The sequence below is a fragment of the Pseudomonas fluorescens genome (assembly GCF_902497875.1).
In the GTDB taxonomy this organism is placed as follows: Bacteria; Pseudomonadota; Gammaproteobacteria; order Pseudomonadales; family Pseudomonadaceae; genus Aquipseudomonas; species Aquipseudomonas fluorescens_BR.
On the sequence record NZ_CABVHY010000009.1, the window covers coordinates 109,980 to 125,559 of the forward strand.

The window sequence follows — 15,580 nt, forward strand, 5'->3', positions numbered from 1 at the left end:
TTTGCACTCAGTCTCGGCCAGGGCTTTTCCTGAGTCGCAGTTAACTTTGTCCAAGGAGATACACCATGTCTAATCGCCAAACTGGTACCGTTAAGTGGTTCAACGATGAAAAAGGCTTCGGCTTCATCACTCCACAATCCGGTGACGACCTGTTCGTTCACTTCAAAGCTATCCAATCTGACGGCTTCAAAAGCCTGAAAGAAGGCCAACAGGTCTCTTTCGTCGCTACCCGCGGCCAGAAAGGCATGCAAGCTGAAGAAGTTCAAGTTATCTAACTTGTAACTGATACAGCAAAAGCCCCGCCCTTAAAAGCGGGGCTTTTTTGTGCCTGTGTGTTTTGTCTGATGTAAAAGATCGCCAGAAAGCAGACTGCGACCCTTTAGCGGTTCTGGAGATGGCACAGCAGCAAGATCAAAAGATCGCAGCCTGCGGCAGCTCCTACAAGATCGCGTGCCCCTGCGATTTCACAGGTGTACCCGGTCGGCGTAGGAGCGGGCGCAGCCTGCGATCTTGTGGCGGTTCGGGAATGGCTCAGGAGCAAGATCAAAAGATCGCAGCCTGCGGCAGCTCCTACGGGATCGCGCGCCCCTGCGATTTCACAGGTGTACCCGGTCGGCGGCGAGCTGGCGCAGCCTGCGATCTTGTGGCGATTCTGGAGATGGCACAGGAGCAAGATCAAGAGATCGCAGCCTGCGGCAGCTCCTACAAGGTCGCGCGCTCCTGCGATTTCACAGGCGTACCCGGTCGGATCGCGCATTCCTGCGATTTCACAGGCGTACCCGGTCGGCGTAGGAGCTGGCGCAGCCTGCGATCTTGTGGCGGTTCTGGAGATGGCACAGGAGCAAGATCAAGAGATCGCAGCCTGCGGCAGCTCCTGCGACGCGTGTGCACCGGTCAAATGCAGGAGCTGTCAAAGGACAGGCTTACCAGGTAACGCCAAACCCTGCGGTGTAACGGGTCTTGTCCAAGGCCCCCTCCTGGGAACCACTGACAATATCCTTCTCCGCCTTGAGGTTGAGCGATGCCCATTCCGTGACCCGGTAACGCAAACCGACTTCGGTATCGAGGGAGTAATCAGCCACACCCGATAGCGGCTTGCCGACTTCGCCGTTGGTGAAGAACTCGACGCTCTTGCCGATCAGGAAACGGTTGTAGTCCCACTTCATCGCCAGGGAATAGAAGTTGTCCTTGCCGCCGTCCGCATACTCATAGTCAGTTCGGTTCAGCAGCGAGCCCAGGGAAAACGCGCCCAATTCATTATCCCAGAATTGATAACCCGGACCGGTACCCACGGTACGCTGGCGAGCCAGGTCTTCGACTTTGTCGCGTTTGTAGATTGCACGCCCCTGCCAGAACCATTTTTCGGTCAGGAAGCGGTCGAGCGAATATTCGCCTTTCCAGTTGTCTGTGGTCACCACATCGTCCTGGAACTCGCGGTTATATTCGCCTTCGGCCGTATGACGCCACTTGCCGTGACGCGCGGTGGTCTTGAAACCAACGTCGTAATCGTCGGTATCCTTTTCCGCACGCTGATAATCCAGCGCCATATCTACATTGCCCTTCCATACCAGATCTTCGACCACTGGCTTGGGTTTGAGGATCTGCTGGATACTCGCCAGCTCAACGGTCTTGGGACCATCACCGTTGGCCAGGGTCACCTTGCCGTCCTCCGCCGCATGCAGGGCTTTGGCCTTCTCCCCGGTGTAGGCATCCTGCTTGACCAGCAGCTGCTGATCGCTCTCCAGAGTCTTGACCTGTTTCCAGTCAATCGGGACAGCTCCGGCGTATTCGGTCTGGATCAGCAGTTTGCCGCCATCAAAGACGCTGATTTTACCGCTTAGCTTGTCACCGTTCTTCAACCAGACAGTATCGGCAAGCAAGGGAGAGGAGGCACTAGCAATAGCGAGGCACAGCAGGGTTCTGGACAACATAAGCAAAACAGGACTCAGGTTCGCGAAAAAAAGGCGGCATTATCCCCATAGAGAAAGCCTTAGCAAGGACTGACCCGACGATTAGTATTGAGTTCATTTCTCATCCAGCAATTAAGGACTTACTCTACAGACGGTCATACGACCTCATTGAGGACCCCAGAGCGTGACTGACTCACCTGCTGAATCCGAAAACCCGGCGCAAATCCGACGCACGGCGCTCTATCTGACACTTGCTCAAGTCCCCGCGGGCAAGGTGGTGAGCTATGGCCAGCTGGCCGAACTGGCCGGGCTCGGCCGCGCCGCACGCTGGGTCGGGCGCACCCTCAGCCAATTGCCCGGCGATACCAAATTGCCCTGGCATCGCGTGCTCGGTGCTGGTGGACGCCTCAGCCTGCCGGCCGGGAGCGCTTCCGGGGATGAGCAGCGCGCACGTTTACGCATGGAAGGCGTTAGTATCCTGAATAATCGTGTTGATATTCAGCGTCATGGCTGGCGCCCGGTAGAGCACAGCGGTTAGAGTGCGCGCTTTGTTTCCGTAATCTGAGGCAGACTCCAGCCCATGCCCCGTCAAACCTGGCGCGCCGCACTCGCCGCCTATGCCAGCCCCTCGACCCTCGTGTTGTTGTTGCTGGGTTTCGCCGCCGGCCTGCCTTACATGCTGGTGTTTTCGACGCTTTCAGTCTGGTTGCGTGAGGCCGGAGTGGCCCGCGAAACCATCGGCTACGCAAGCCTGATCGGCCTCGCCTATGCCTTTAAATGGGTATGGTCGCCGCTGCTCGACCAATGGCGCCTGCCGTTTCTCGGCAAACTCGGTCGTCGTCGCTCCTGGCTGGTCCTGGCCCAGGCACTGGTCATCCTCGGATTGATCGGCATGGGCTTCTGCGACCCGCAAAAACACCTGTCATGGCTTATCGCTATCGCAGTGGTCGTGGCCTTCGCCTCGGCCACCCAGGACATCGCGGTCGACGCCTACCGCCTGGAAATTGCCGAAGACAGCCGGCAAGCTGCCCTGGCTGCGGCCTATATGTCCGGCTATCGAATTGCGGCATTGCTGGCCACGGCCGGAGCGCTGTTCTTCGCCGAAGGTTTCGGCTCCACCGGGTTCAACTATAAACACTCAGCCTGGGCCGGCACCTACATCCTGTTCGGTGCACTGATGATCCCGGCGCTGCTCACTACCCTCTTTATGCGTGAGCCGCCCGTACCGCTGCGCACTCAACTGTCGGCGGGCCGCTACAGCTTCGTGCATCAACTGGCCTCGGTGTTCGTCCTGATCGTGCTGCTGGTTTCCGTGCCGGCGATGTTTACCCAGCTCTACAACACCGATTTCGCCAGCGTCTTGTTCGACGGCATCAGCCCGCTCGACCTGGTACTGGAGGACCGAGCTTTCCTGCGGGCCATCCTCTACGTCACGCTCACCAGCCTGTGCCTCTCGAGCATAGGACGTCGCGGCCTGGCACCGGTGCTGACACCGGTCAACGACTTCATCCTGCGTTATCGCTGGCAAGCCTTCCTGCTGCTGGGCCTGATCGCCACCTATCGGATGTCCGACACGGTCATGGGCGTGATGGCCAACGTGTTCTACATCGACCAGGGCTTCACCAAGGATCAGATCGCCAGTGTCAGCAAGATTTTCGGCTTGATCATGACCCTGGTCGGCGCCGGGATGGGTGGCTTGCTGATCGTGCGCTTCGGCATCCTGCCGATTCTGCTGATCGGTGGGATCGCCTCGGCCGGCACCAACCTGCTGTTCCTGATGCTCGCCGACATGGGCGCCAACCTGAACATGCTGATCGCCACTATCTCGCTGGATAACTTCAGCTCGGGCCTTGCCACTTCGGCGTTTGTCGCTTACCTGTCGAGCCTGACCAACCTGAAGTTCTCCGCAACACAATACGCCCTGCTCAGCTCGATCATGCTGTTGCTGCCACGGCTGATCGGCGGTTACTCCGGGGTGATGGTGGAGAAATACGGCTATCACGACTTTTTCCTGATCACCGCCCTGCTCGGCGTGCCAACCTTGCTCTTGATTGGTTTGCAGTGGCATCAGGAAAACCGCCGCGCTCGCGTGGCCAATGACGCTGCGGTCACCGAAGAGTCCTGACTAACACCGGCTTTCGTCGCCCTTCCCGGTTCGTCCGGCCGAGATCCTGTACGCCAACGGATCTCGCCCGTACAATGCTCCGTCATTTCTAGTCATTAGCAACCGACAACGGCCAACCATGCGCACCAGTCAATATTTGCTCGCCACACAGAAAGAAACGCCTTCCGATGCGGTCGTGATCAGCCATCAGCTGATGCTGCGCGCCGGCATGATCCGCAAACTCGCCTCGGGCCTGTACACCTGGCTGCCGATGGGCTTGCGAGTGATGCGCAAGGTCGAAGCCATCGTTCGTGAAGAAATGAACGCCGCCGGCTCTCTTGAAGTGTTGATGCCGAGCACGCAACCGGCTGAGCTGTGGCAGGAATCCGGTCGTTGGGAAGAGTACGGCCCTGAATTGCTGCGCTTCAAGGATCGCCACGGTCGCGATTTCTGCGCCGGCCCGACTCACGAAGAAGTGATCACGGACCTGATGCGCAACGAGTTGAGCAGCTACAAACAGCTGCCGATCAACCTGTACCAGATCCAGACCAAATTCCGTGACGAGATCCGCCCACGCTTCGGTTTGATGCGCGGCCGCGAGTTCATCATGAAGGACGCCTATTCGTTCCACGCTGATCAGCCTTCGCTGCAGGTCACCTACGACCGCATGTACCAGGCGTATTGCAACGTATTCACCCGTCTGGGCTTGAAGTTCCGCGCTGTTGAAGCCGACAACGGCTCGATCGGCGGTGCCGGCTCCCACGAGTTCCACGTACTGGCCGAATCCGGCGAAGACGATATCGTCTTCAGCAACGGTTCTGAATACGCCGCGAACATCGAGAAAGCCGAAGCCGTGCCGCGCGAAACTTCCCGCGCCGCACCGGCCGAAGATCTGCGTCTGGTCGACACGCCGAACGCCAAGACCATCGCGCAACTGGTCGAAGGCTTCAACCTGCCGATCGAGAAGACCATCAAGACTCTGGTGGTTCACGCTGAAGAGAAAGGCAAGCTGATTGCCCTGATCATCCGTGGCGACCACGAGCTGAACGAAATCAAGGCCGCCAACCAGCCAGGCGTAGCCAGCCCGCTGGTCATGGCTTCCGAAGCCGATCTGCGCGACGCCATTGGCGCCGGCGCCGGTTCCCTCGGCCCGTTGAACCTGCCGCTGCCAATCATCATCGACCGTTCCGTCGAGCTGATGAGCGACTTCGGCATCGGTGCAAACATCGACGACAAGCATTACTTCGGCGTGAACTGGGAGCGCGATCTGCCGGTTCCGACAGTGGCCGACCTGCGTAACGTCGTGGCCGGCGACCCAAGCCCGGACGGCAAGGGCACCCTGGAAATCAAGCGCGGCATCGAAGTCGGGCACATCTTCCAGCTGGGCAACAAGTACAGCAAAGCGATGAAGTGCGAAGTGCTGGGCGAGAATGGCAAGCCGGTCACCCTGGAAATGGGCTGCTACGGCATCGGCGTTTCCCGCGTAGTGGCTGCGGCCATCGAGCAGAACAACGACGCCAACGGGATCATCTGGAGCGACACCCTGGCCCCGTTCCAAGTTGCCCTGGTGCCATTGCGCTACGAAACCGAACAGGTTCGCGAAGCCACCGACAAGCTGTATGCAGAACTGACTGCAGCCGGCTTTGAAGTGCTGCTGGACGACCGTGACAAGAAAACCAGCCCGGGCATCAAGTTCGCAGACATGGAGCTGATCGGCATTCCACACCGGATCGTGGTCAGTGACCGCGGTCTCGCCGAAGGCAACCTGGAATACAAGAGCCGTACCGAAGCCGAAGCGCACGCGCTGCCGGTCGCTGACGTACTGTCGTTCCTCCAGGCCCGTATCCGTCGCTGAAACCAGATCAAGAGAAGTCATGCTCAAGCGAAACACCTTAAGCCTCGGTGGTGCCGCCCTGTGCGGCACCCTGCTGCTCAGCGGCTGTGCCAACCAGATGTCTCAACGCAGCGAGCACGAGGAGCGCATCGAGCGCAAATTGCTCGAGCACAGCCTGCAGATCGATGTGGGCGAGCCTAAGGTGCTTGAGCTGCCGCAACGTCGTGTGCGGATCCACGAACAGAAGACCTTCGAGGTCACCGAATTCGAAGTCACCCGGCGCTATGATCGCTACACGCCTTACCAACCCTGGCGGGAGGTCTACGAGATCCCGTTGGGCGCAGTGGCGGTGGTGGCTGGCGTCGGCGCGAACGTTGTCAATGTGTTCGCCCTCGGCAACTTGCCGGACAGCGTCACCATGGACTGGATCAGCTACGGCGTTGCGGGGCTCAACCCATTCATGAACGTGCAGTCCCATGGTCGTGCGCAGCAGAACCTCGCCGGCATCGACGAAATCCAGCGCGACAAACGTCGGGAGTATTCGAGCCTGCCGTGGAGCGAGCGCCCGGTAGAGGTCAAGACCGGCAAATATACCTTCAACCTGAGCACCGACCGCAACGGCGTTCTGCGCCTGAACCTGCTGGACAGCCCGTTTGCCGAACAGGACCTGAACCACCTCGGCAAGCTGCAGATCAGTGTCGAAGATGCGCAGGATGAGGTGCATTCCGATTCGACCCTGGCCATCAGCAGCGCCTTGCGCGGCAAGATGCTCGAGGCTCACGGCCTGATCTACGACGACCTTGAGGATGACGAAGTCAGCCAGTGGGTGCACCGGGTAAAACGCCTGTCGGAACTGGGCCTGGAAGAAGAAGCCAGCGAACTGGAACAGAGCCTGATCGAATTGACCCGCAACGATCCCGAGTTGCAGCAAGAATTTCTCAAGTCACTGACCAAGGATGCCGGGCGACTGGTGGCTGATCCCGGGGCTTGATTGATTAAGGCTACGACGCGGTCCGTAGCAGCTGCCGAAGGCTGCTACGCCACGCATTAACGGCTAAACAACTCCAACTGCTCATGCCCGCCACTTAGATCCAGCAAACGCACGCCAATCCCCAATAACCGCACCGGTTTGCCACCTCGGTTAAATGCCTGGGTCAGCAGTTGTTGATACCCCTCCAGATCCCGTCCGGCCCCGGCCTGCTCCAGCGTGGTCTGGGTAAAGTCGTGGAACTTCACCTTGACGAATGGCTTGCCCGGCCGATAACTGCTGTCGATCCTCGCCATGCGGCCGCTCAGGGTTTCCAGCAATTCGGGTAACTTTTCCAGGCAACTGGCCAGATCCGGCAGGTCCACATCGTAAGTATTCTCGACACTGACCGACTGCCGCCGGTTGTCGTTCTGCACCAGCCGGTCATCGATCCCACGCGCCAGACCCCAAAGCCGTTCGCCGAAGCTGCCGAATTCCTTCACCAGCGCCAACTTGCTCCAGTCCCGCAGGTCCAGGCAACTGACGATACCCAGTCGGCCCAATTTGTCCGCTGTGACCTTCCCCACCCCGTGCAGCTTGCTGACCGGCAGCGCGGAGACAAAATCCTCGACCTGATCCGGGGTAATCACGAACAGGCCATTGGGTTTTTTCCAGTCACTGGCAATTTTCGCCAGAAACTTGTTCGGCGCCACGCCGGCCGAGACTGTGATATGCAACTGATTGGACACTCGCCTGCGGATGTCTTGAGCGATGCGCGTGCCACTGCCGGCAAAATGCGGGCTATCGGACACATCGAGATAGGCCTCATCCAGCGACAACGGCTCAATCAGGTCGGTGTAATCGCGAAAAATCGTCTGGATCTCTTTCGAGGCTTCCTTGTAGGCATCCATGCGCGGTTTGACGATTACCAGGTCCGGACACAACTTCAAGGCATGCCGCGAAGACATGGCCGAACGCACCCCATAGGCCCGCGCCTCATAGTTACAGGTGGCGATCACTCCACGCCGCTCCGCCGACCCGCCAACCGCCAGTGGTTTACCGGCCAGATTCGGGTCGTCACGCATCTCGATAGCGGCATAGAAACAGTCACAGTCGACGTGGATGATTTTGCGCTGCGTCATATAAAGGCGGTGTTCGTTGAGGACAAAAGAGATCAAGATGAAACTGATCGGCAGTATCTCACCGGCACCTGTATATAGCACCAGTACTTTGAATCTTCGCCTGTCTACGTAGGAAAAAATCCAAATGGATTCGTTTTATCAATCAGGACAGGCGGTCCAATAGAGCTGGAAGCCTTGCGCAGCAAGCCTCAGGGGCATGTCGCTCTGTCCTTGTGACACGCTAAGCGATTGAACATGAACAGGTTTTTAGCAGATTTAGATTGACAGGCCGGCGATCCTCTGTAGAATGCCGACACACAGACGCGGGATGGAGCAGTCTGGTAGCTCGTCGGGCTCATAACCCGAAGGTCGTCGGTTCAAATCCGGCTCCCGCAACCAAACATCAAAAAAGGCTACTCGAAAGAGTGGCCTTTTTTGTGCGCGTGTCTTTTTACCCCTCCCGCGCTGCTCTGCCAAAAACCGCAGGATTCCGGACCTCTGGCACTTAACCCGGACCCGGATTGGCTTATTACCCTGATGACCATTAACGGTTGACACTCAAGCGATCGCCTGTAGAATGCCGCCACACAGACGCGGGATGGAGCAGTCTGGTAGCTCGTCGGGCTCATAACCCGAAGGTCGTCGGTTCAAATCCGGCTCCCGCAACCAAACATCAAAAAAGGCTACTCGAAAGAGTGGCCTTTTTTGTGTCTGTCGAAAAACCCTGTGCAACAGGACGCGTTAACATTTTGAAATTATTTTTCCTTGGGGATTGGTAACTTGGCTGGATACCCCCATCCTGTCGCGCACAATCCAAGAGGTGATTGATGCGCACCAACTCGTCTGATCCACAAGACACCGTCACAGCGACCCAACCGATCCCGGCCACTCGCCTGCGCTGGCTCGATCTGTTGAGCAAATATCGCCAGCCCATGGGGTTGGCGGTCACTCTGTTGTTATTCGTTATTGCACTGATTGCCTGTCGCCACCTGCTGAGCGATCTCGATCTGAATGCCCTGCACGACTCCATCCTTGAAGTGCCAAAACCGGCCTTGCTTGGGGCAGTGATGGCAACCGTGGTCGGCTTCATCATCATGTTGGGCTACGAATGGTCGGCCAGCCGCTATGCCGGGGTGAAGTTGTCGCCGCGCATCCTGGCCCTCGGAGGATTCAGCGCCTTTGCGATCGGCAATGCCGTCGGCCTTTCGTTGCTGTCCGGCGGCTCGGTGCGTTACCGCTTATATGCGCGCTTTGGTGTGGGGGCCTCTGAAGTCGCCTACATGACCCTGTTTGCCAGCCTGTCGCTGGGTTGCGCACTGCCACCGCTGGCCGCCCTGGCCACACTCAGCGAGCTGCCAGCCGCCTCTGCCGCGCTGCGCCTGCCCGAACCTCTGCTAGGCGCGATCGCCATTGCGGTGCTGCTCCTTGGCGCGGTGTTGGCGATCGGCATCTACCGCCGTCGCCTGCCCGATCAACCACTGGCGGACAACCTGCTGATTCGTATCGGCCGCCGGACCCTGCGCCTGCCCGGGCGCCGCTTGACCTTCCTGCAACTGATTATCACCGCGCTGGATGTGGCCGCCGCGGCTACCGTGCTCTATCTATTGCTACCCGAGGCCCCGCCCTTCGGCGCTTTTCTGCTGGTGTACCTGCTGGCGCTGGCCGCTGGCGTACTGAGCCATGTACCTGGCGGCGTCGGGGTGTTCGAGGCCGTTCTGCTGGCAGCCTTCGCTGACACACTGGGCGCGGCCCCACTGGCCGCGGCCTTGCTGCTGTATCGGCTGATCTACGTGGTCCTGCCGTTGCTGGTGGCCTGCCTGCTACTACTGATCAGCGAAGCCCGACGCCTGTTCCAGTCTCGCCAATCGCTACGGGCAGCCTCGGGCCTGGCCGCCCCGATCCTCGCGGTGCTGGTGTTCCTGTCCGGCGTGGTGCTGTTGTTTTCCGGCGCCACTCCAGAAATTGACACCCGCCTGGAGCACATCGGTTTTCTAATCCCCCACCGCCTGGTCGACGCCTCGCACTTTGGGGCCAGCCTGATTGGCGTGCTCTGCCTGTTGCTCGCCCAGGGATTGCGCCGGCGGCTTTCGGCGGCCTGGATGCTGACCACCATTCTGCTGCTGATGGGCGCCCTGCTCTCCCTGCTCAAGGGTTTCGACTGGGAAGAAGCCAGCCTGTTGACCCTGACTGCCTGCCTGTTGGCAGTATTCCGGGACTCGTTCTATCGACCCAGTCGACTGACCGAACTGCCGTTCTCGCCGCTGTATCTGGTGGCCAGCGTCTGCGTACTGGGGGCTTCGATCTGGTTGCTGCTGTTCGCTTACCAGGATGTGCCCTACAGCCGGGAGCTCTGGTGGCAGTTCACCCTCGACGCCGATGCGCCGCGCGGATTGCGCTCGCTACTCGGCGCCGCGGTATTGCTGGTGGTAGTGTCGCTGACCTGGCTGCTACGTACCGCGCGCCCGGTGATCCACCTGCCCACCGCTGAAGAAATGGACAAGGCAGTAAAAATCCTCATGGCCTCGGCCCAGCCGGACGGCGGCCTGGCCCTGACCGGTGACAAGGCGTTGCTGTTTCATCCCAACGACGATGCGTTCCTGATGTACGCTCGCCGCGGCCGCAGCCTGGTAGCGCTGTACGACCCGATCGGCCCGCCCCGGCAGCGCGCAGAGATGATCTGGCAGTTCCGCGACCTGTGCGACATCCACCACGCCCGACCGGTGTTCTATCAGGTGCGTGCCGAGAACCTGCCGTACTACATGGACATCGGCCTGACGGCGATCAAACTCGGCGAAGAAGCCCGGGTCGATCTGCTGCGCTTTGATCTCGAGGCCAAAGGCAAAGAGATGAAAGACCTGCGCTACACCTGGAATCGCGGCACCCGCGACGGCCTGGCGCTGGAGATCCTTGATCCGGGTCAAGCGCCGATGGATGAACTGAAAGTCATCTCCGATGCCTGGCTGACCGGCAAGAATGTGCGCGAGAAAGGCTTCTCCCTCGGCCGCTTCAGCGATGATTACATGAAGCACTTTCGCGTCGCGATCATCCGTTTTGAAGGGCGTCCGGTGGCCTTTGCCAACCTGCTCGAGACCTACAGCCATGACCTGGCCAGCCTCGACTTGATGCGCGCCCATCCTGAAGCGCCCAAGCTGACCATGGAATTCATGATGGTCGGCCTGATTCAACATTATAAAAAACACGGATATGCACGTTTCAGCCTGGGCATGGTGCCGTTGTCGGGGTTACAACCCCGTCGCGGCGCGCCACTGACCCAGCGCCTCGGCTCGATGGTGTTCCGTCGTGGCGAGCAACTCTACAACTTCCAGGGATTGCGCCGCTTCAAAGACAAGTTCCAGCCTGACTGGGAACCCCGTTACATGGCCGTGCCCGCCGGACTCGATCCGCTGGTGGCACTGGCCGATACCGCCGCCCTGATTGCGGGCGGCTTGACTGGATTGGTGAAACGCTGATGATTCAACGCTCCTGGCGGTATTTACTGGCCACTCTGGTGGTGCTTGCCCTGATTCTCGGTGGTGGCTATTGGTTCTGGAACCGCCCGGCACCGGAACCGACGCTTGAACACCTGACACCGGCCGATGGTTCGACCATGACCCGCGTCACCCCTGGCAGCGCAGCCCGCGCCCAAGTGGTGGTAGCCGTGACCGATGAGCAAAAGCTCAACAACCAACAACTGCTGACCCTGAGCCGTGGCGGTGCAGCGCAGATCGTTCAAGTGATCCTGCCCAAGGATTGCGTGCTGCAAGGTCGCGCATTGCAATCGGCCCTGAAACAACTCAAAGGTCCGGCCACCCTGGTCAGCGGCATCGGTCCCGGGGCTGTCCTGGCTTGGCGCTGGCTGGCCGAGCAAAAAGATGACAAGGCCCGGGCCATCTCGGTGGATCTGGCCCTGGAAAAACCCGGTTGCACTCATCTGCTGCCAAAAACCGCGGCCCACGGTCACTGGCTGGTGGCCTGGAACGACAACCCCGACGACACCAGTGCCGGCTTCGTGCGGGATCAAGCCAACGCCGAAACCAGCATCAGCGACTACGACATCAATCTGCCGCAAGTGCTGAACAATGAGCTGCGCAAAATCCTCATGGGCTCGGACAAGGGCAATGGCGGCCTGAACATCCCGGTGGTCGAAGTACCGGCCGGCCAGGCCAAGGACACCGTGACCCTGTTCCTCTCCGGTGACGGCGGCTGGCGCGACCTGGACCGCAACGTAGCCGGCGAAATGGCCAAGATCGGCTACCCGGTGGTCGGCATCGACACCCTGCGCTACTACTGGCAGCACAAGAGCCCGGAACAAAGCGCCACCGACCTCAGCGAACTGATGCAGCACTACCGGCAGAAATGGGGCACCAAACGCTTCGTGCTGACGGGCTACTCCTTCGGTGCCGACGTGCTGCCAGCCATCTACAACCGCCTGCCTGAAGCCGAACAGCAGCGGGTCGACGCCATTATCCTGCTGGCGTTCGCCCGCACCGGCAGCTTCGAAATCGAAGTCGAAGGCTGGCTAGGCAACGCCGGCAAGGAAGCCGCCACCGGCCCGGAAATGGCCAAACTGCCAGCGGACAAAGTGCTGTGCATCTATGGCGAAGAAGAAGTCGACGAAAGCGGCTGCACCGAAAAGACCGCCGTTGGTGAAGCCATGAAACTGCCTGGCGGCCACCACTTCGACGAGAACTACCCGGCCCTGGCTCAGCGCCTGGTCGATGCGATCGAGAAGCGCCAGGGCAAGACCCGGGTCGCCGAAGAGTGATCTGAGCACCGCCCACGAAAAAGCCCCCGCTGCCGCAAGGCAACGGGGGCTTTCTTTGTTTAGAGTCGACGCTCGGCCGCGTCGTAAACCTCTTTGTCACGTCTGGCGCCGACGGCCACAATCAATACCTGAATGGCCTTCCCGTCGACACGATAAACGATCCGCGTATCACCCGTTCGAATCCTGCGACATCCCGCCAGACTGGCGCGCAAAGGCTTGCCACTTTTGTCAGGCTCACCGTTGATGATTCGCTCCTCGATTACATCGAGGATTCGGTTCGCCGCTGCAGCTCCAAGCTGATCCAGATCATCGCGGACTTCCGGATGATATAAAACTCCCCAAACCATCCGACTTCCCTTCAATCGTTATTGGCGTACCTTGCCCGCATATCATCGTGGGAGATTGCCTGAGCTTGATCAAAACCAATCAGGCGCTCTCGGGCGGTTGCTTCAACCCGAAGATTTTCAAGCTCATCCAGCATTTCCTGAAAGGCATCCACGTTGATAATGACCGCTGCTGGCTCATTGTCCTTGAAAATCACCAGGCGCTCAGTCGACCGGCTGGATACCTCTTTGAGCTTCGCACTGAAGCTCCTGACCATGGCAGTGACCGATACTGCCTGATCGGCACGCTCTAATAATGCAGTCATGTCCCACCTCTCAGCGCATACATACGCATATCTTTGTACGCATCTTAATGCGTAAAATATTACGCTACTTGGAACACAAAGCAACATGAATAAACACCCGACCTGGAGTAGCTCGCGGGCTTGTCCCAATGCCGGTCAGTTAAGAAATGCACAGCACTTCGGCGTAAAGTGGGAACCTTCAGCAGGTGCGGGATCGCCAAGATCGCAGCCTGCGGCAGCTCCTGCACCAGCTCCCTACACCCACAAATCATCAGGTGTATGCAAAATCTGTAGGAGCTGCCGCAGGCTGCGATCTTTTGAGGGCGCAGGGTGCTTATATTTCTACCTGAGTACCCAGTTCGATCACTCGGTTGAGCGGCAGGTTGAAGAACCGCAGGTTACCGTTGGCGTTCTGCAACATAAAGGCGAACAGCGCTGCGCGCCAGCGCGCCATGCCCACCAGTCTGGAGGTGATCACTGTCTCGCGGCTGAGGAAGTAGGTGGTGCGCATCGGACTGAAATCCAGCTCATCGAGATGGCAGAGCTTCAATGCCTGCGGCACATCCGGCTCATCGGTAAAACCGAAGTGCAGGATCACCCGGTAGAAGCCTTCACCATGGGACGCCACTTCAAAGCGCCGCTGCGCTGGAACCCGCGGGATATCCTCGTAGACCACCGTCAGCAACACCACTTGTTCGTGCAGCACCTGGTTATGCAACAGGTTGTGCAACAAGGCGTGGGGTACGGCATCCGGTCGCGCGGTGAGGAACACCGCCGTGCCCTGGACCCGATGGGGTGGCTGCACTCCAATACTGCTGATGAAAATCGGCAGTGGCAACCCGCCTTCGTCGATACGCTCGACCAGCAGTTGCTTGCCGCGCTTCCAGGTGGTCATGAGCACGAACAGGACAATCCCCGCCAACACCGGAAAGGCCCCGCCCTGAAATATTTTCGGCACGTTGGCGGCGAAGAACAAGCCATCCACAAACAGGAAACCCAGCAACACCGGGACCGCCAGCACTGGCGGCCATTTCCACAACAGCAACATCACCGCCGAAACCAGGATCGTAGTCATCAGCATGGTGCCGGTCACCGCCACGCCATAGGCCGACGCCAGCGCGCCCGAGGACTCGAAGCCCAGGACCAGCAGAATCACCCCGACCATCAGCGCCCAGTTCACCGCACCAATGTAGATCTGGCCCTGTTCGGCACTGGAGGTGTGCTGAATGCGCATCCGCGGAATGTAACCGAGCTGGATCGCTTGGCGGGTCAGGGAAAATGCCCCGGAGATCACCGCCTGGGAAGCAATCACCGTCGCCAGGGTCGACAAACCCACCAGCGGGATCAACGCCCAGCTTGGCGCCAGCAGGTAGAAGGGGTTGCGCGCCGCTTCCGGGTCGCCCAACAGCAAAGCGCCCTGGCCGAAATAATTGAGCACCAGCGCTGGCAGCACCAGGATGAACCAGGCGCGGGCAATTGGTTTGCGACCGAAGTGGCCCATGTCGGCATACAGCGCCTCGGCACCGGTCAATGCCAGTACCACCGCGCCGAGAATCGCCACGCCCATGCCCGGATGCACAATAAAGAAGCGCACACCCCAGACCGGGTTCATCGCCTTGAGCACTTCCGGGTGCTGGACGATGCCATAGACCCCCAGCGCACCCAGCACCAGAAACCAGGTGACCATCACCGGCCCGAACAGAATGCCGATGCGCGCCGTGCCATGGCGCTGAATCAGGAACAGCGCCACCAGTACGATTAGTGACAACGGCACGACCCAGTGATCAATGCCTTCGAATGCCAGCCCCAACCCTTCAATCGCTGAAAGGACCGAGATTGCCGGGGTGATCATGCTGTCGCCATAGAACAGCGCCGCACCGCACAAACCACAGACCACCAGCAGGGTGCGCAGACGCGGGTGGTTCGTCGCAGCCCGCCGGGCCAGCGCCGTCAACGCCATGATGCCGCCCTCGCCCTGGTTGTCGGCGCGTAGCACGAACAGCATGTACTTGATCGAAACGACCCAGATCAACGACCAGAAAATCAGCGCCAGAATGCCCAGCACCCCATCATGGTTGACGGGCACACCATAGTCGCCGGAAAACACTTCTTTGAGGGTGTACAAGGGGCTGGTGCCGATATCGCCATAAACCACCCCGACTGCCGCCACCAGCATGCTCAAGGGTTTCGCCGCAGAATGCTCGCCGCCCGCAGCCTGACTACTTGCCTGACCCATCAACCACTCCTGTTA

At 59.5% G+C, this 15,580-nt stretch carries 12 protein-coding genes and 2 tRNA genes; 9 read left to right on the forward strand and 5 right to left on the reverse strand.

Features of this window, described 5'->3' with window-relative positions; all coding sequences use genetic code 11:
- Positions 1-65: 65 nt before the first annotated feature.
- Positions 66-275 carry a cold-shock protein gene (locus F8N85_RS10960; RefSeq protein WP_014336857.1) on the forward strand — a complete coding sequence of 70 codons (210 nt, stop codon included), beginning with the start codon at positions 66-68 and terminating at the stop codon, positions 273-275.
- A 648-nt stretch (positions 276-923) separates the two neighbouring features.
- Here F8N85_RS10960 and F8N85_RS10965 read toward each other — a convergent pair.
- The gene (locus F8N85_RS10965) at positions 924-1,931 is read right to left on the reverse strand and encodes a DUF481 domain-containing protein (RefSeq protein ID WP_150803642.1); all 1,008 of its coding nucleotides are present in this window, start codon (positions 1,929-1,931) and stop codon (positions 924-926) included.
- A 163-nt stretch (positions 1,932-2,094) separates the two neighbouring features.
- On the opposite strand from F8N85_RS10965, the gene F8N85_RS10970 reads away from it, so the two are divergent.
- The 4 genes from F8N85_RS10970 (at position 2,095) to F8N85_RS10985 (ending at position 6,839) form a co-directional block, all read left to right on the forward strand.
- The gene (locus F8N85_RS10970; RefSeq protein ID WP_150803643.1) at positions 2,095-2,448 is read left to right on the forward strand and encodes an MGMT family protein; all 354 of its coding nucleotides are present in this window, start codon (positions 2,095-2,097) and stop codon (positions 2,446-2,448) included.
- A gap of 42 nt (positions 2,449-2,490) precedes the next feature.
- On the forward strand, positions 2,491-4,035 hold the full coding sequence (locus F8N85_RS10975; protein ID WP_150803644.1) for an AmpG family muropeptide MFS transporter: 1,545 nt from the start codon (positions 2,491-2,493) through the stop codon (positions 4,033-4,035).
- A gap of 118 nt (positions 4,036-4,153) precedes the next feature.
- Complete coding sequence (locus tag F8N85_RS10980; protein ID WP_150803645.1) at positions 4,154-5,869, forward strand: proline--tRNA ligase; 1,716 nt, start codon at positions 4,154-4,156, stop codon at positions 5,867-5,869.
- Between the two features lie 19 nt (positions 5,870-5,888).
- On the forward strand, positions 5,889-6,839 hold the full coding sequence (locus F8N85_RS10985) for a hypothetical protein (protein ID WP_150803646.1): 951 nt from the start codon (positions 5,889-5,891) through the stop codon (positions 6,837-6,839).
- A gap of 56 nt (positions 6,840-6,895) precedes the next feature.
- Here F8N85_RS10985 and dinB read toward each other — a convergent pair whose 3' ends face one another.
- Complete coding sequence (gene dinB, locus F8N85_RS10990; protein WP_150803647.1) at positions 6,896-7,957, reverse strand: DNA polymerase IV; 1,062 nt, start codon at positions 7,955-7,957, stop codon at positions 6,896-6,898.
- A 301-nt stretch (positions 7,958-8,258) separates the two neighbouring features.
- Here dinB and F8N85_RS10995 point away from each other — a divergent pair.
- From F8N85_RS10995 to F8N85_RS11010, 4 genes are all read left to right on the forward strand, one after another.
- Positions 8,259-8,335: transfer RNA gene (locus F8N85_RS10995), tRNA-Met, on the forward strand.
- A 193-nt stretch (positions 8,336-8,528) separates the two neighbouring features.
- Positions 8,529-8,605: transfer RNA gene (locus tag F8N85_RS11000), tRNA-Met, on the forward strand.
- Between the two features lie 263 nt (positions 8,606-8,868).
- Positions 8,869-11,406, forward strand: coding sequence for a bifunctional lysylphosphatidylglycerol flippase/synthetase MprF (gene mprF, locus F8N85_RS11005; protein WP_412072487.1), 2,538 nt, complete (start codon positions 8,869-8,871; stop codon positions 11,404-11,406).
- On the forward strand, positions 11,406-12,701 hold the full coding sequence (locus F8N85_RS11010) for a virulence factor family protein (RefSeq protein WP_150803649.1): 1,296 nt from the start codon (positions 11,406-11,408) through the stop codon (positions 12,699-12,701). Before mprF ends, F8N85_RS11010 begins: the two co-directional genes overlap by 1 nt.
- Before the next feature lie 59 nt (positions 12,702-12,760).
- Here F8N85_RS11010 and F8N85_RS11015 read toward each other — a convergent pair whose 3' ends face one another.
- The 3 genes from F8N85_RS11015 to F8N85_RS11025 form a co-directional block, all read right to left on the reverse strand.
- On the reverse strand, positions 12,761-13,048 hold the full coding sequence (locus F8N85_RS11015; protein WP_150803650.1) for a type II toxin-antitoxin system RelE family toxin: 288 nt from the start codon (positions 13,046-13,048) through the stop codon (positions 12,761-12,763).
- Positions 13,049-13,059: 11 nt separating this feature from the next.
- Entirely contained in the window at positions 13,060-13,350 is a 291-nt protein-coding gene (locus tag F8N85_RS11020) for a type II toxin-antitoxin system Phd/YefM family antitoxin (RefSeq protein ID WP_150803651.1), read from the reverse strand.
- A gap of 313 nt (positions 13,351-13,663) precedes the next feature.
- The gene (locus tag F8N85_RS11025) at positions 13,664-15,505 is read right to left on the reverse strand and encodes a potassium transporter Kup (RefSeq protein ID WP_412072488.1); all 1,842 of its coding nucleotides are present in this window, start codon (positions 15,503-15,505) and stop codon (positions 13,664-13,666) included.
- Positions 15,506-15,580: the final 75 nt, after the last annotated feature.

Coding starts and splice junctions, on each gene's coding strand:
- mprF (WP_412072487.1), top strand. CDS start 8,869: ATGGGGTTGGCGGTCACTCTGTTGTTATTCGTTATTGCACTGATTGCC.
- F8N85_RS11010 (WP_150803649.1), top strand. CDS start 11,406: ATGATTCAACGCTCCTGGCGGTATTTACTGGCCACTCTGGTGGTGCTT.
- F8N85_RS11015 (WP_150803650.1), bottom strand. CDS start 13,048: ATGGTTTGGGGAGTTTTATATCATCCGGAAGTCCGCGATGATCTGGAT.
- F8N85_RS10965 (WP_150803642.1), bottom strand. CDS start 1,931: ATGTTGTCCAGAACCCTGCTGTGCCTCGCTATTGCTAGTGCCTCCTCT.
- F8N85_RS11020 (WP_150803651.1), bottom strand. CDS start 13,350: ATGACTGCATTATTAGAGCGTGCCGATCAGGCAGTATCGGTCACTGCC.
- F8N85_RS10985 (WP_150803646.1), top strand. CDS start 5,889: ATGCTCAAGCGAAACACCTTAAGCCTCGGTGGTGCCGCCCTGTGCGGC.
- F8N85_RS11025 (WP_412072488.1), bottom strand. CDS start 15,505: ATGCTGGTGGCGGCAGTCGGGGTGGTTTATGGCGATATCGGCACCAGC.
- dinB (WP_150803647.1), bottom strand. CDS start 7,957: ATGACGCAGCGCAAAATCATCCACGTCGACTGTGACTGTTTCTATGCC.
- F8N85_RS10980 (WP_150803645.1), top strand. CDS start 4,154: ATGCGCACCAGTCAATATTTGCTCGCCACACAGAAAGAAACGCCTTCC.
- F8N85_RS10960 (WP_014336857.1), top strand. CDS start 66: ATGTCTAATCGCCAAACTGGTACCGTTAAGTGGTTCAACGATGAAAAA.
- F8N85_RS10975 (WP_150803644.1), top strand. CDS start 2,491: ATGCCCCGTCAAACCTGGCGCGCCGCACTCGCCGCCTATGCCAGCCCC.